This window comes from Lacticaseibacillus saniviri JCM 17471 = DSM 24301 (assembly GCF_001311785.1).
Lineage (GTDB): Bacteria > Bacillota > Bacilli > Lactobacillales > Lactobacillaceae > Lacticaseibacillus > Lacticaseibacillus saniviri.
In genome coordinates this window covers 37449-52024 of sequence record NZ_BBBX01000011.1, presented here as the reverse complement: position 1 = coordinate 52024, position 14576 = coordinate 37449, and the positions used below count along the sequence as shown (strand labels likewise).

The window sequence follows — 14576 nt, the reverse complement described above, 5'->3', positions numbered from 1 at the left end:
AGTTGAAGGGGAGATGGCGATGACAAAAGTGGCAGTGATTATGGGATCGACCTCTGATTGGCCGACGATGCAGCTGACAACAACACAGCTCGATCAACTGGGAATTACATACGAAAAACGCGTGATATCAGCACATCGCATGCCGAAGCAACTACTCGATTTTGCGGAGAATGCACGCAACAATGGCTTATCAGTGATTATTGCGGGGGCAGGCGGTGCGGCTCATTTGCCCGGCATGATTGCGGCAAGCACCACGTTGCCAGTGATCGGTGTTCCGATTAAAACACGAACATTATCCGGAATCGATTCACTTTTATCCATTGTTCAGATGCCCAGCGGTGTGCCCGTTGGGACGGTGGCCATCGGAGACGCCGGCGCCAGCAATGCGGCCTTGTATGCTGCGGCCATTCTAGCCGTTAATGATGCCGAGTTGGCCGAACGGCTCGCCGATTATCGCACTGCACAAACTGAACGCGCATTAGCGAGTGGGGAGGCGCTTCATGAGTGAGGTGCTGTTACCACCAGCCACGATTGGCATTGTCGGTGGCGGCCAGTTGGGGCGGATGCTTGCTTTAGCTGCCAAACCGATGGGCTACCGCGTGGGCATCTTGGAACCGACGCCAGATTCACCGGCGGGCCAAGTAGCTGATTTTCAAATTATGGCTGATTATGATGATGAAGCAGCACTGATGGCGCTGGCCGAGCGCAGTGATGTCCTGACCTATGAGTTTGAGAATGTTGATTTGAGCACTCTTGAAGCAGCGAGTGCGCTGGCGGCGTTACCTCAAGGCACCGAGCTGCTGGCCATCAGTCGTGATCGCTTACGTGAAAAAACCTTCCTGCGCGAGCACCAGATTCCCGTTACGCCGTTTGCTTCAGTGACCACAGCCGCTGAACTAGACGCAGCACTGGCAACAATTGGCTACCCCGCCATTTTGAAGACAACCACGGGTGGCTACGATGGTCATGGGCAACAGGATCTCAATCAGTCCAGTGATGTGGTGGCGGCACAGGCGTTATTGGCGCAAGGTCCCTGTATCTTAGAACAGCGGCAGACATTTAAGCGCGAACTGTCACTCATGGTGACACGCGATGCGGCGGGTGTTGTTCGCCCATTTCCAGTCGTTGAGAATCGACATCGCAATCACATCCTGCAACTCACAGTGGCCCCAGCGCCAGCCCGTGATGCCCGACTTCAGGAACAACTAACACAGCTTGCGACAACGATTGCGAATGCCATTCAATTGCGTGGGGTTTTGGGTATTGAATGCTTTGAAACCGAAGCAGGGATTGTGGTCAATGAGCTGGCGCCGCGGCCGCATAATTCCGGGCACTACAGCATTGAAGCTTGCAGCATCTCACAGTTTGAGGCGCACATTCGCAGCATTGTTGGGCTGCCGATACCTCCCATTCAACTGCGGCAACAGGCTGTGATGCGCAATCTACTCGGAGATGAGTTGAAGCAGGCGCAGCACGAATGGCAAGACCACCCTGAGTGGCACGTGCACGATTACGGGAAGGCTGCCGCTCGACCTGGTCGCAAAATGGGCCATCTCACTGTGACCGGCGATGATGTGTCGACATTGATGACGCAGGTCGCTTTCAAGGAGGAATAGGATGACGATTCAAAAATTGGATTTGCTCTATCAAGGAAAGGCCAAAGCCGTCTATGCCACGACGGACCCGGAACAGCTCTGGATCAGCTATAAAGACCAGGCAACGGCGCTGAACGGTAAGCGCAAGGAAGCCATCGATGGCAAAGGTGCGCTCAACTTACATATTTCGCAACGCCTCTTTCAGGTCCTAGCGGAAGCGGCCATTCCCACCCATTATGTGCGGACACTCGATGCCACGAGCATGCTGTGTCAGCGGGCGGCGATGTTGCCGCTTGAAGTGGTGGTCCGCAATTTTGCTTCGGGACACTTCGTCAGCAAGTTTCATGTCGCACCGATGCAGGCGTTGGAACCAGCCATTCACGAGCTTTACTACAAGGATGATGCGCTGGACGATCCCTTCATCAACGACGATCAGGTACTGACCCTCAAGATTACCGATGCGCGCACGCTGACGCACATGCGCCAGCTCAGCGACCGCGTCAATGCGGTGTTACGCGCGTATTTTGAAAATATTGCCATCACGCTGGTCGATTTTAAGCTCGAATTCGGCTATCTCAGTGACGGCACACTGGTGGTTGCCGATGAACTGTCACCGGACAATATGCGTCTGGTGGACGCGGCCACTGGTGACTCCCTCGACAAAGATGTCTTTCGGCAGGAAACCGGGGACTTGGTTGCCATCTATCGAGAAGTGGCCAAGCGCCTCGATCAAATTGTTTAACCAAGCGACTCAAAGGAGGCCCTCATGTATCAAGCAAAAGTCTACGTCAATTACAAAGATTCTGTGCTCGACCCCAAGGCGGAAGCGATTAAGACCGCACTCACCCGCGCTTCGATTAACAATGTGCAGGATTTGATGGTCGGAAAGTATTTTGAATTGCGCTTAACCGCCGATAGCCAACTTGCTGCCGAGCAACAAGTGGATGCCATCTGCGACCAATTGTTGGCCAACATCAACATGGAGCAATATCGCTATACGGTCAGTGCCATCGATGAGGTGCAGGCATGAGAGCGGCGGTGTTGAGCTTCCCGGGTTCTAACTGTGATCAGGACTTGCTGTACGCATTGCGCGAGATTCGCCATCAGGATGCCACGCTGGTCCCAGCCAGTGCGACAGATCTGTCCGGCTATGACTTGGTCTGTGTGCCCGGTGGTTTCTCGTATGGCGATTACCTGCGCAGTGGGGCACTCGCCCGTTTTTCACCCGTCATGACCGCGCTCAAAGATTATGCGGCGGCCGGTGGTTTGGTAATCGGGATCTGCAATGGCTTCCAGATTCTGTGTGAAGCGGGGTTGCTGCCGGGTGCCCTGCAGTGGAATCGCGATTTGGCTTTCATCTGTGACGATACACCGCTAGAAGTGGCCAATATCAGTGCCTTCAGTGGCGCCTATACTATTGGCGAACGACTCAGTCTGCCGATTGCCCATGGGGAAGGCAATTACTACGCGAGTCCCGAGGAACTAGCCGCAATTGAGGCGCATCAGCAGGTGATTTTTCGCTACGTGGACAATCCCAATGGCAGCATGAATGATATTGCTGGTCTCACCAATCGGGCCGGCAATGTGTTGGGCATGATGCCGCACCCTGAACGCGCGGTGGAAGCGTTACTTGGGGGAACTGATGGGTTAGGGATTTTTGCATCGATTGAACAAGTGAAAGGAGCAACGACATGCGGGTAGCATTGGCCCCTGAGGCGATTCGAGAACAGCGCCCTTATCTGGATTGGGGTGTGAGTGAAGACGAATATCAGCGCGTGGTGAGCCTGTTAGATCGGCTACCAAATTACACCGAAATCGGACTTGTCAGTGGCATGTGGAGTGAACACTGTGCCTACAAGTACAGCAAACCCGTGCTCAAACAATTTTGGACGCACAACGAGCGCGTGTTGATGGGCCCCGGTGAAGGTGCCGGCGTCATCCGCATTGGCAACGGCAAAGCGGTGGTCTTCAAAGCTGAGAGTCACAACCATCCCAGCGCGGTTGAACCCTACGAGGGGGCCGCAACGGGTGTCGGTGGCATCATCCGCGATATTTTCTCGATGGGTGCCGAACCCGTCGCACTGCTCGATTCACTCGCCTTTGGTAATCTCGACCAACCGCACACGCAACACTTAGTCGACCAAGTCGTGGCCGGTATCGGTGGTTACGGCAATGCGATTGGGATTCCCACAATCGGTGGCGAAACCAATTTTGACGATGTCTACACCAACAACCCGCTGGTCAATGCGATGTGTATTGGTGTGATGGATGAGGCCGATATTCAACGCGGACGTGCTGCGGGTGTCGGTAACGCCATCATCTATGTGGGTGCCAAAACGGGGCGCGATGGCATCAATGGCGCGAGCTTTGCCTCAGCGGAATTCTCAGATGATGCCCCTGCCGATCGTGCGGCGGTTCAAGTCGGTGATCCATTCATGGAGAAACTCTTGATGGACGCCTGCCTCGAGGTGACGCGCGAACATCGTGACGCATTGGTGGGCATGCAGGATATGGGGGCCGCGGGTTTGGTCAGCTCGAGTGTAGAGATGGCCGAAAAAGCGGGCTACGGCATGCAACTGAATCTGGATCTGGTACCACAGCGTGAGGCGGACATGTTGCCGTTTGAAATCATGTTGTCGGAATCGCAGGAGCGGATGCTGTTGTGTGTGCGTGCTGGTGCTGAACAAGGCATCATTGCTGTTTTTGAACAATACGGGCTCGATGCGGTGGTGATTGGCCGGGTGACGGATGATCAGCGCTACGTGTTGACGCATCAAGAAACGGTCGTGTGTGACGTACCGGTGGCCCTGCTGACAACGGATGCGCCAATCTATTACCAGGTGGGTGTGATGCCTGCACGATTGCAACAACCTGCCGAAGATTTTGAACCCCACATCACAGATCTCGAGGCAACCTGGTTGGCGCTATTGCAACAGCCAACGATTGCGAGCAAGAAGAGCCTCTATCGGCGCTACGATGCCCAAGTCAAAACCAATACGGTGGTCAAACCGGGCAGTGACGCGGGGGTGATCCGCGTGCGTGGCACCCAATCGGCCATTGCAGCGACAACTGACAGCAACGGGCGTTATCTGTATCTCGATCCCAAACGCGGTGGTGCGATGGTGGCAGCCGAAGCGGCGCGCAATCTGGTCGCGAGTGGTGCTGTGCCATTGGGGATCACGGATTGCTTGAATTACGGTGATCCCACCAAGCCAGAAGTGTTCTATGAACTGGAACAATCCGCGCAGGGCATCACAGAAGCCTGTCGCGCCTTGAACACACCGGTGATTTCGGGGAATGTCTCCCTCTACAATGAAACCAATGGCCAGGCTATTTATCCAACCCCTATGTTGGGCATGGTGGGCTTGATTGAACGGCTCGAAGACATCACCACCAATCACCTCAAGCAAGCGGGTGATGTGATTGTCTTGGTCGGTGCGACCGACGATGACTATAACGGTACTGAACTGCAACAGATGATGACGGGGACGATTGCGGGTCAACTCTTTGATCTCGATCTCGACCGCGAAGTTCAGCAACAACATGCTGTGACCGCGGCGATTCAGGCCGGTCTCGTCACTGCGGCACATGATTTGAGTGTGGGTGGCTTGGTCAGCGGCTTGAGCGAAATGATGCTCGCTGGTGATTTGGGGGCAGACATCACATGGAAACAATCTACTGAACGCCTTTTTGCGGAAACACCGGGCCGCTTCGTACTAACGATTGCGCCCGACAAGATGCCAGAATGGCAAACCTTGATGCAGGGCCACGCTGTACCGTTCACGACACTGGGTGTGGTCACGGATACCGCTCGATTGGACCTACAGCTGACCGACACCACGCTCACACTGCCACTGGCGCAGTTGCGTGATGCTTATGAGGGAGGAATTCCATGCCGAATGAAGTCAAAAGCTTAAATGAAGAGTGTGGCGTGTTTGGTATTTGGGGGAGTGAAGATGCCGCTGAACTGACCTACTTGGGATTACATACTTTGCAACATCGCGGCCAAGAAGGGGCCGGCATCGTCAGCTTGACGCCCATGGGTGTACGGCGGCACCGCGGTCTCGGCTTACTCAGTGAGGTCTTCGCACAACCCGATCAGTTGCGTGAATTGTATGGCCGCGCATCTTTGGGCCATGTGCGCTATGCCACAGCAGGGGGGCGTATTTTAGAGAACATTCAACCGCTGTTGTTTCGTTTCAGTGATCAGAGCATTGCCCTCGCACACAACGGTAATTTGACCAACGCACAGAGCTTGCGGCGCCAGCTCGAGGCGCAAGGTGCGATTTTTCAGTCAACATCAGACACCGAGGTCTTGATGCACCTGATTCGGCGCAGCGACAAAATCGGCTTTGACGCGCAACTCGACCAGGCACTCAACACCGTTCAGGGCGGATTTGCCTTCATGTTGTTGACGGAGCACGCCTTATACGCCGCGAGTGATCCCAATGGCTTTCGGCCACTCGTCATCGGCCGCTTGGCTAATGGCGCGGTGGTGATCTGCAGCGAGACGGCCGCACTGACCGCGGTCGGGGGCACAATTTGTTCGCGATGTGCAACCCGGTGAGGTGATTCGCGTTGATAACACCGGCATGCACAGTCACGCCTACACCAAGCGTACCCAGCTTGCGGTGTGTGCGATGGAGTTTATCTATTTTGCCCGGCCGGATTCCACGATTCATGGGGTGAACGTGCATCAGGCTCGCGTGCGCTTGGGCGAACAGCTCGCGCGTGAACAACCGACACCTGATGGCGATATCGTGTGCGGGGTACCGAACTCATCCCTGTCGGCCGCAATCGGGTATGCGCGTGAAAGTGGTCTGCCTTATGAGATGGGCTTAGTGAAGAGCCAATACATCGCGCGCACCTTCATTCAACCCACCCAAGCCCTGCGTGAAAAGAGTGTGCGCATGAAGCTCAGCGCGATTCCCGAAGTCGTGGCGGGTAAGAACGTGGTATTGGTGGATGACTCGATTGTGCGTGGCACCACCGCGATTCAGATCGTGAAATTATTGCGGGCGGCGGGCGCCAAATCGGTTCACCTGCGCATCAGCAGTCCACCGCTGCGCTTTCCATGTTTTTATGGCATCGATATTCAGACCATGGATCAATTGATGGCCGCGCAATACACAGTCAGTGAGATGCGCGACCGGCTGGATGTCGATACGCTGGGTTTTCTTTCGGTCACAGGATTGGAGGAGGGCATCGGCTTGCGCAGTGACGCCCCGCATCACGGCTTGTGCACCGCTTATTTTACGGGCGATTATCCGACCGAACTGGGTGATTATGAGACCAGTTATCAGGCGGAGCTCGCGCTGCGTCCCATCAATCTCGAGGAGGTGTCCGCGTGAGTATTGATTACACCACAGCAGGCGTGAACGTCGATGTCGGCAATGCGGTAGCTCGATCCTATGCGCCCCTAGCGAAAACCACGCATGACCGCAATGTGTTGCCACATCAAAATGGGTTCGCGGCGGCGTATCAATTGTCCACCGATTCGCAAACCATCTTGCTGGCAGCGACTGATGGTGTCGGAACCAAGTTGTTGCTGGCCAATCAATTACAGCAACACACCACCATCGGCATCGATTTGGTGGCGATGGTCGCCAATGATTTGCTCGCGGACGGCGCGCAACCGCTCTTTTTCCTGGATTATATGGCAACAGATCACTTGGTTCCCGAGGTGGCGCAGGACGTCATGCAAGGTATTGTCGCGGGCTGTCAGCAGGCGGGCATGAGCCTGATTGGTGGCGAAACCGCGGAGATGCCTGACATGTATCCGGCGGGCCACTATGATCTGGCCGGTTTCGCGCTCGGTATGGCGCAGCGTGATCAATTGCTGCCACAAGAAGTGGCTATCGGTGATACGTTGGTTGGCCTACCGAGTTCTGGATTACATAGCAATGGCTTTTCCCTGGTGCGGCGCCTGTTAGCGATTGATGACTTAGGAACCCAGCCATTAGCCGATGGACAGACCATCGCTCAGGCAGCGCTCACGCCCACCCGGATTTATGTTTCGGCCGTCTTGCCATTGATTCAGCGCCACTTGATTCATGGTATCGCCCATATCACGGGTGGTGGCTTCACCGACAATGTGCCGCGCATGTTGCCGGCGGGCATGGCGGCGCAACTACAGTCGTGGGCATATCCTGAACTGTTTGCGCGGTTGCAGACAGCTGGAGAACTCTCAGATGCCGAGATGCGGCGCACGTTTAACCTCGGTTTCGGCATGATTTTGGCTGTTGGCGACAAGCAACTGCCAGACGTGCTCGCGGCATTACCGGACGCCCAAGTTTTGGGGCAAGTGATTGAACGCCACAGCGATGCACCCGAGGTTCAGTGGGAGGGGGATGCATGAAACGCCTAGTTGTCTTTGCATCCGGGAATGGCAGTAACTATGCGGCCTTACAGGCGGCCATTGCAGCGGGTGAGCTCGCGGCACAGATTGTCTGTGTAGTGTGTGATCACGTCGATGCGTACGTTCTGACGCGGGCCCAAGCGGATGGCGTCCCCGTCATCGTGATAAACTATCGCGACTATCCCGATAAGGCCGCGGCTGAACGTGCCATCGTGACGCAATTGCCACCGCTTGATCTGGTGATTTTGGCCGGCTATATGCGCATCATCGGCGACACCTTGCTGGCCGCCTATCCCAAGCGCATCATCAATCTGCATCCCGCGCTGTTACCCAGTTTCCCCCGGCCGGAATGGCATTCTTGATGCCTACAATTACGGCGTGCGCATCACCGGTGTGACCGTGCACTATGTGGATGCCGGCATCGATTCTGGCGAGATTATTGCCCAACAAGCGGTGCCCATCGCACCCAAGCAGTCCTTACCAGCGCTTGAAGCGGCCATTCATGCCGCAGAGCACCAATTGTTACCACAAGTTGTTTCTGACCTCATCGAAGAAGGAGTGATCTAGTGAAGCGTGCATTGTTGAGTGTTTCCGATAAAAATGGTTTGGTTGAATTCGCACAGGGATTGATTGAACGAGGATTTGAATTGGTTTCAACGGGTGGGACCCAAGCCGTGTTGGCCGATGCCGGATTAACGGTCATGGGTGTCGAAGATGTGACCGGCTTTCCTGAAATGTTGGATGGCCGCGTTAAGACGCTGCATCCCCGCTTACACGCGGGTATCTTGGCGCGCCGAGATTCTGACGCGCACATGACCGCGCTGGCAGAGCACGAGATTACGCCGGTTGACTTGGTCTGTGTCAATCTCTATCCATTTGCCGAAACCAGTCACCGCGCCGGTGTGAGTCAGGCAGAAGTCATTGAACAGATTGATATCGGTGGGCCATCTGCACTGCGGGCTGCGGCCAAGAATAGTAATGCGGTTTGGGCCGTCGTTAATCCTGCCGACTATCCCGCTGTTCTTGCTGGCATCGATGCCGATGATGTGGCCTTGCGGCACGAGCTCGCTGCCAAGGTGTTCCGCACCACCGCAGCCTATGATGCCCAGATTGCGGCCTATCTGACCCAACAGGCATTTCCCGAAACCCTGACACCAACCTATGTGCGCAAGCAGACATTGCGCTATGGTGAAAATAGTCATCAAGCCGCGGCCTTCTATGCGGAGCCTTATCCTGAGGCCACATCGATTGCGGCAGCCAAACAGCTTCACGGCAAGGAATTGTCCTATAACAACATCAAGGATGCGGATGCGGCCTTACTCACGCTGGCTGAATTCAGTGAACCCACCGTTGTGGCAATGAAGCACATGAATCCTTGTGGTGTCGGTCAGGGTGAGACAATTGAAGCCGCCTGGGACCGCGCCTATGCCGCTGATTCCGTCTCGATTTTGGTGGCATCATTGCCCTGAATCGCACCGTGGATCTGGCGACAGCAACCAAAATGCACGAGCTCTTTCTTGAAATCATTATCGCGCCCGACTTTGATGACGACGCCCGTGACTTGTTGGCCCAGAAGAAGAATCTGCGTTTGATGACAGTGGCGATGGTCGATCATCATACGCGCCAACCGACCCACGAATTGGTTTCAGTTCAAGGTGGATTATTGGTTCAAGATGTTGATCAGCGCGTGGAAACAGCAGATGATCTGACGATTGTGACGGCCGTTGAACCGACACTGGAACAGATTGACGCCATGCTCTTTGCGCAACGCGTGGTTAAGCACGTGAAGAGCAATGCGATTGTGGTTGCCAATCAGGGCCAAACGTTAGGCATTGGCGCCGGGCAGATGAATCGCGTGGGGTCGGTCGAGATTGCGTTGGCTCAGGCGCAACAGAACGCCAACTTTGCTGGTGCGGTCTTAGCCAGTGATGCTTTCTTCCCGATGGCGGACTCCGTGGATTATGCCGCCAAGCACGGGATTCGCGCGATTATTCAACCGGGTGGGAGCATTCGCGATCAGGATTCCATCGACAAGGCCAACGAATACGGCATTGCGATGGTGACAACGGGCGTCCGTCACTTCAGACATTAGAGGAGGAGCCATGACACAGCATGTTTTGATTATTGGACGCGGTGGCCGTGAAGCCGCGCTTGGCATCAAGTTTCGCGATGCCCCCAGTGTCGATCGGGTTTATGTTGCGCCAGGCAATCCCGGTATGGCGTTACTCGGATTGACGAGTGTGCCGATTGCCGAAAATGATTTTGAAGGCCTCATCGCATTTGCGAAAGACCATATTGATCTGACGGTGGTGGGCCCGGAAGCGCCATTGGTTGGTGGTATCGTGGATGCCTTTGAGGCCGCTGGATTAGCGATTTTGGCGTCAATCAACAACTCGCCCAACTTGAAGCCAGCAAGCAGTTTGCTAAGGCGTTCATGGCGCGGCATCAACTGCCAACCGCGGCTGCTGTCGTGGTCAGAAGTCTGCGTGAAGCACAGACGCAACTGCAACAATGGCAGGCACCGATTGTGATCAAGCGCGATGGCCTGGCGGGTGGTAAAGGCGTTTTGTCTGCCAAACAATGACACAAGCACAGGATCGGCTGCATCAGCTGTACGCCGAAGATAGTGCGATGCCGCTGGTGCTTGAAGAATATTTGGTCGGGCAAGAGGCCTCCGTGATGGCTTTCTTCGCTGATGACCGGCTGGTGATTCTACCACTGTCGCAAGACTACAAACGCCGCTTCAGTGGTGATGCTGGCCCGAACACAGGGGGGATGGGCGCTATCAGTCCCGCACCGCAATTTACCAGCGAAGAACAGGCTGCAGCCAAACGCCTGATGCAGGCCACTGTCACTGGCATGATGACCGATGATATGCGCGGTTGTGGTGTGATTTATATGGGCTTGATTTTCACGGCAGCTGGCCCCAAGATTCTGGAATACAACATGCGCTTGGGAGACCCAGAGACGCAGGTATTACTGCCTCAGATTCAAGAGGACTTGTACACTGTTCTGACCACCTTGATGGCGGGCGAAACGCCCCGCATCACACTAAATGGCCGCTACTATCTCACGTTGGTCATGGTGCATCCGCAATATCCTGGTGCCACTGATCGGGCAGTTCGCGTCAAGATTCCTGAACCCAAAGACCTGACCAGTGATATCTGGTTACCTGCTGCGGTCGATGTGGATGAAGCGCATCTGTTGACCAGTGCGGGTGGGCGTGTTGTGGATGTTGTCGGCTGTGGTGCGACATTACGTGACGCGCAATTAGTGGCAGAGCAGCTCGCGGATCAGTACGCCGGTGAGCTGGCTTATCGACGGGATATTGGCTATCATGCGTTTCACATGGAACACGCTTAAGCACAATTGAACATAAAAAAGACGAACCCATCATTTCAACAATGATGGGTTCGTCTTTTTATGTTGGTGCGTGGTATTAAAAATATGCTTCAAGAGGCAAAACACTCCGGTTAGCTCATCTTTGCCGAAGCCACAAACCGGCTTCTTTCAAAGATATTGCTAATCCTCAGTTTTGAGCGCCTTTTGTCGCACACTGCTATTTGCCCGTTGGTTTGTGTTCCATGTAGCTTTGCAAGTTGGCAACGACGGTTGTGTCGGGCACTTCACGCATTGCTTTGATGTTGTGGATGTGTTCCACGGAGACGTGGCTGTTGAGCGCCATTTCGGTATCGGTCAAATTATTTTTGCGTTGGAATTCAATGATTTCATGTGCAAATGCGCTGAGTTGTTCTTTTTCGGCCAAAATAAACTTCCTCCTCTAAGGTAGATACTAATATCAGTATACCCAACTTTGGGTAAAAGCGTATAGTGCGAGATCAAACTTTTGCCTTTGCGAACGTTTGTTTGGTATAATAGAAGTAACGAAATGTCACCTTGTCGAATGTGGAGAGGGGTCGAATTCAATGTCACAATATGCTTATCTAACTGCACTCGCGGAACAAACTGATGGTCGCGCACGAGTTCGGATTTGGGAGAACAAGCAAGTCATTATTCGGCGCAATCAAGATCAGAATCACGGCTTGATGACCAAAGTCTGGGACGCTTGGCTGCGACAAGAACTGCGCGATTTTTCCGGGTTTACACCGATTATCGAAGTCGATATTTTGGGACAAGATGCGGATGTGCAATTTTTCAGTGAAGCGCAACTCGCACAAGCGGTACATTTATTGCTGCAATATCAGGCACATTTACCCGTCGAATAGACTGTAAGCTTTTACATTCCGCCTCGATTCGCTATACTAAAAGAAAACGAGGTGAGCGTATGCGGGTATTGATTCTATATGCATCAATTACAGGGAACTCAAAAGGCATGGCCAGAGCGCTGCAACAATTCTTTGAATACATGCACGCGGAGGTGACCATGGGCGAGATGCAACAGACCGATGCGGCAAAGTTGAAAGACTATGATGCCGTGGTCATTGCGACCTACACATGGTCAGGGGGCACCATTCCGGAAGAGAGTGAAGACTTCTATGCGGATATGGCGGCAACTGATTACTCCAAGAAGCCACTGGTCTTTGGCGTTGTCGGTACCGGCGATCCGTATTATGGCGATGATTATAACACTGCGCCATCACTGTTCACCGCGAACTTGCGGGCAAGTGGCGCCATTCAGGGGGCCACAACCGTCAAGATCGAACAAGGCATCACGGAAGAGACCATGCCCTTGTTTGCCACGTTCACCAAAGAAATTGTGGCCAAGGTCAATGAGGTCAAGGCAAAGTAACGGGTTGTGAATACCGAAAGGGGCGAGAACTGATGGATGAAATTATTTTCTTTAATCCGGGCGACGCGGTAGCAAACGATTTCGACTACCAGGAAGCTCGACGCAGTGCGGAAATCTATAAAGTGGATCATGCGGTCGATGAAGGGCTCGTAGTAGCCAAGGGCGCGGATGGTAAGTTTGCGGTGTTCTATGAAGCTGCAGGCCAACCCGATGTGAGCGCGGTTGCCAAGGAACAGCCAATCGGCAAATATACGATTTTGGCACATCTGTAGTTGTGGGGGCAGGTTTTGCATAATACAAAGATTACCGGCCAGAAAATTGTTTTGTTCATGATTCTGGTCGTATTAGGTGTGAGTCTGTTTCACACACTCCAAGCGCGTATTCCCAACGCCTTTTCAATCGGTGGCCTGGGGGTTGCGCTAGGGGCTGTGGCCGGCTTATTGGTGTACGATTTCTGGCGCGATCCCGCCAAAGAATCCGCGGATCCGCTGGTGTGGGACCCAGAAGTCGTGGTCCGCTTTGCAACGGATGCCCTCAAGACGCACGATGAGGCTGAAACCAAGAAAATGGTTATGCGGAAGTTTGTCATTACTGAAGAAGAAACCGATGACTTAGTCAATACGGCAATCCAGCGGATGACAACACCCAAACATGTGAACTAACTGTTTACATGTTTTTTCTTTAATAACGGTGTGCGAGACAGGTTGTTAGCCGGTTTGAACAAAAAGTGCTACAGTTACCTTGTAAAAATTTTAGAAGGAAGCTGATGATCTTATGGCAACATTAACACAAGCAATGAAGGACATGATCGGCGCACAATTGAGTTTCTTATCAACAGTTGACGAAGCAGGCAACCCACAAGTGGGGCCTAAGGGAACAATGCGTGTGCTCGACGATACGCATTTGATCTATAACGAACAAACTGGGAAGCAAGCTTGGCATAATCTTCACGAAAACGGCAAGGCTGCCGTTGCGACTGTTGACCATGCTGCATTGAAGGGCTTCCGGTTTGAAGGTACTGTTGAAGGATTCCACGATAACGACCAAATCTACGAAGACGCTAAGGCATATGCGGCAGAACGTCACTTGCCAGCTGTTATCGCAGCGGTTGTCATCTCAATCGATCGTATCTACATGTTAGATGCTGGTCCTCATGCAGGTGATATTGTTGAAGGCGATCCAAAGCCAACTGATCACTTCACACACTAATTTTAACTATTAAGCATCATTTAAAGAGGCTGTGACAACCCAATAGGGTTCGTCACAACCTCTTTTTTATTCGTGCGAATTAATTGATACCATTAATTAATGTGCCTAAACATGGTTTACAACTTGTTAATATGGTATACTAAACATGGTTACAAAAAGTTAGTAAGGGAGCTGATCATAGCATGGCAACATTAACGCAAGACATGAAGGACATGATTGGAGCACAACTGAACTTTTTATCAACGGTCGATGAAGCAGGCAATCCGCAAGTGGGACCCAAGGGAACGATGCGCGTATTGGATGATCATCACTTAATTTACAATGAAGAAACAGGCAAGCAGGCGTGGCACAACTTGCATGAGAACGGCAAAGCAGCCGTTGCGGTCGTCGATCGACCTGCATTGAAGGGCTTCCGCTTCGAAGGCACGATTGAAGGATTCCATACCGACGACCAAATCTTTGAGGACGCGAAGACATTTGCTGCAGAACGGCACTTACCACCTGCCATCGCGGCTGTGGTTATCACCATGATCGCATCTATAAGTTAGACGCAACGCCAGAAGCGGGCGATTTAATTGATGGTGAAGCAAAGCCAACGGATGTCTTCACCCATTAATCTGTAAGTTTAACGGTTACTTTGAGACACAAAAGAGGAAGGAACGAG

The 14576-nt window shown here is 53.3% G+C and carries 13 protein-coding genes and 5 pseudogenes; 17 read left to right on the top strand and 1 reads right to left on the bottom strand.

Annotated features, from left to right (window positions below):
• Positions 1 to 19: 19 nt before the first annotated feature.
• The 11 genes and pseudogenes from purE (at position 20) to purD (ending at position 11316) form a co-directional block, all read left to right on the top strand.
• Positions 20 to 508 (top strand): 5-(carboxyamino)imidazole ribonucleotide mutase, encoded by a 489-nt coding sequence (gene purE, locus JCM17471_RS07000; protein WP_054777358.1) that lies wholly within the window; start codon positions 20 to 22, stop codon positions 506 to 508.
• A complete protein-coding gene (gene purK, locus JCM17471_RS06995; RefSeq protein ID WP_054777342.1) occupies positions 501 to 1616 on the top strand; it encodes a 5-(carboxyamino)imidazole ribonucleotide synthase in 1116 nt (371 codons plus the stop codon). The genes purE and purK overlap by 8 nt, the downstream gene beginning before the upstream one ends.
• Position 1617: 1 nt before the next feature.
• A complete protein-coding gene (locus tag JCM17471_RS06990) occupies positions 1618 to 2337 on the top strand; it encodes a phosphoribosylaminoimidazolesuccinocarboxamide synthase (protein ID WP_054777341.1) in 720 nt (239 codons plus the stop codon).
• A gap of 24 nt (positions 2338 to 2361) precedes the next feature.
• Positions 2362 to 2625, top strand: a complete 264-nt coding sequence (gene purS / locus JCM17471_RS06985) for a phosphoribosylformylglycinamidine synthase subunit PurS (RefSeq protein ID WP_054777340.1) — start codon at positions 2362 to 2364, stop codon at positions 2623 to 2625.
• The gene (gene purQ / locus JCM17471_RS06980; RefSeq protein ID WP_054777339.1) at positions 2622 to 3296 is read left to right on the top strand and encodes a phosphoribosylformylglycinamidine synthase subunit PurQ; all 675 of its coding nucleotides are present in this window, start codon (positions 2622 to 2624) and stop codon (positions 3294 to 3296) included. Before purS ends, purQ begins: the two co-directional genes overlap by 4 nt.
• Positions 3287 to 5512, top strand: a complete 2226-nt coding sequence (gene purL, locus JCM17471_RS06975) for a phosphoribosylformylglycinamidine synthase subunit PurL (protein WP_054777338.1) — start codon at positions 3287 to 3289, stop codon at positions 5510 to 5512. Before purQ ends, purL begins: the two co-directional genes overlap by 10 nt.
• Positions 5488 to 6946, top strand: a pseudogene (gene purF, locus JCM17471_RS06970) (amidophosphoribosyltransferase). The gene purL and the pseudogene purF overlap by 25 nt, the downstream one beginning before the upstream one ends.
• On the top strand, positions 6943 to 7953 hold the full coding sequence (gene purM / locus JCM17471_RS06965; RefSeq protein ID WP_054777337.1) for a phosphoribosylformylglycinamidine cyclo-ligase: 1011 nt from the start codon (positions 6943 to 6945) through the stop codon (positions 7951 to 7953). Before purF ends, purM begins: the two are co-directional and overlap by 4 nt.
• Positions 7950 to 8520 (top strand): annotated as a pseudogene (gene purN, locus JCM17471_RS06960) (phosphoribosylglycinamide formyltransferase). The gene purM and the pseudogene purN overlap by 4 nt, the downstream one beginning before the upstream one ends.
• Positions 8520 to 10045 (top strand): annotated as a pseudogene (gene purH, locus JCM17471_RS06955) (bifunctional phosphoribosylaminoimidazolecarboxamide formyltransferase/IMP cyclohydrolase). The pseudogenes purN and purH overlap by 1 nt, the downstream one beginning before the upstream one ends.
• A 10-nt stretch (positions 10046 to 10055) precedes the next feature.
• Positions 10056 to 11316, top strand: a pseudogene (gene purD / locus JCM17471_RS06950) (phosphoribosylamine--glycine ligase).
• 196 nt (positions 11317 to 11512) lie between these two features.
• Here the strand turns inward: purD and JCM17471_RS06945 are convergent.
• Positions 11513 to 11719, bottom strand: a complete 207-nt coding sequence (locus JCM17471_RS06945) for an LBP_cg2779 family protein (RefSeq protein ID WP_054777336.1) — start codon at positions 11717 to 11719, stop codon at positions 11513 to 11515.
• A 160-nt stretch (positions 11720 to 11879) separates the two neighbouring features.
• Between JCM17471_RS06945 and JCM17471_RS06940 the strand changes: the two genes are divergently transcribed.
• The 6 genes and pseudogenes from JCM17471_RS06940 to JCM17471_RS06915 all read left to right on the top strand — a co-directional run bounded on the left by JCM17471_RS06940 (position 11880) and on the right by JCM17471_RS06915 (position 14528).
• Positions 11880 to 12179: a hypothetical protein gene (locus JCM17471_RS06940; RefSeq protein WP_054777335.1), complete on the top strand. Its 300-nt coding sequence runs from the start codon at positions 11880 to 11882 to the stop codon at positions 12177 to 12179.
• Between the two features lie 59 nt (positions 12180 to 12238).
• On the top strand, positions 12239 to 12703 hold the full coding sequence (locus tag JCM17471_RS06935; RefSeq protein ID WP_054777334.1) for a flavodoxin domain-containing protein: 465 nt from the start codon (positions 12239 to 12241) through the stop codon (positions 12701 to 12703).
• Positions 12704 to 12732: 29 nt separating this feature from the next.
• Positions 12733 to 12975 (top strand): hypothetical protein, encoded by a 243-nt coding sequence (locus JCM17471_RS06930; RefSeq protein ID WP_054777333.1) that lies wholly within the window; start codon positions 12733 to 12735, stop codon positions 12973 to 12975.
• Between the two features lie 15 nt (positions 12976 to 12990).
• Entirely contained in the window at positions 12991 to 13365 is a 375-nt protein-coding gene (locus JCM17471_RS06925) for a hypothetical protein (protein ID WP_054777332.1), read from the top strand.
• A 112-nt stretch (positions 13366 to 13477) separates the two neighbouring features.
• On the top strand, positions 13478 to 13912 hold the full coding sequence (locus tag JCM17471_RS06920; protein ID WP_054777331.1) for a pyridoxamine 5'-phosphate oxidase family protein: 435 nt from the start codon (positions 13478 to 13480) through the stop codon (positions 13910 to 13912).
• Positions 13913 to 14094: 182 nt separating this feature from the next.
• Positions 14095 to 14528 (top strand): annotated as a pseudogene (locus tag JCM17471_RS06915) (pyridoxamine 5'-phosphate oxidase family protein).
• The last annotated feature ends 48 nt before the right edge of the window (positions 14529 to 14576 follow it).

Coding starts and splice junctions, on each gene's coding strand:
- purE (WP_054777358.1), top strand. CDS start 20: ATGACAAAAGTGGCAGTGATTATGGGATCGACCTCTGATTGGCCGACG.
- purK (WP_054777342.1), top strand. CDS start 501: ATGAGTGAGGTGCTGTTACCACCAGCCACGATTGGCATTGTCGGTGGC.
- JCM17471_RS06990 (WP_054777341.1), top strand. CDS start 1,618: ATGACGATTCAAAAATTGGATTTGCTCTATCAAGGAAAGGCCAAAGCC.
- purS (WP_054777340.1), top strand. CDS start 2,362: ATGTATCAAGCAAAAGTCTACGTCAATTACAAAGATTCTGTGCTCGAC.
- purQ (WP_054777339.1), top strand. CDS start 2,622: ATGAGAGCGGCGGTGTTGAGCTTCCCGGGTTCTAACTGTGATCAGGAC.
- purL (WP_054777338.1), top strand. CDS start 3,287: ATGCGGGTAGCATTGGCCCCTGAGGCGATTCGAGAACAGCGCCCTTAT.
- JCM17471_RS06940 (WP_054777335.1), top strand. CDS start 11,880: ATGTCACAATATGCTTATCTAACTGCACTCGCGGAACAAACTGATGGT.
- JCM17471_RS06935 (WP_054777334.1), top strand. CDS start 12,239: ATGCGGGTATTGATTCTATATGCATCAATTACAGGGAACTCAAAAGGC.
- JCM17471_RS06920 (WP_054777331.1), top strand. CDS start 13,478: ATGGCAACATTAACACAAGCAATGAAGGACATGATCGGCGCACAATTG.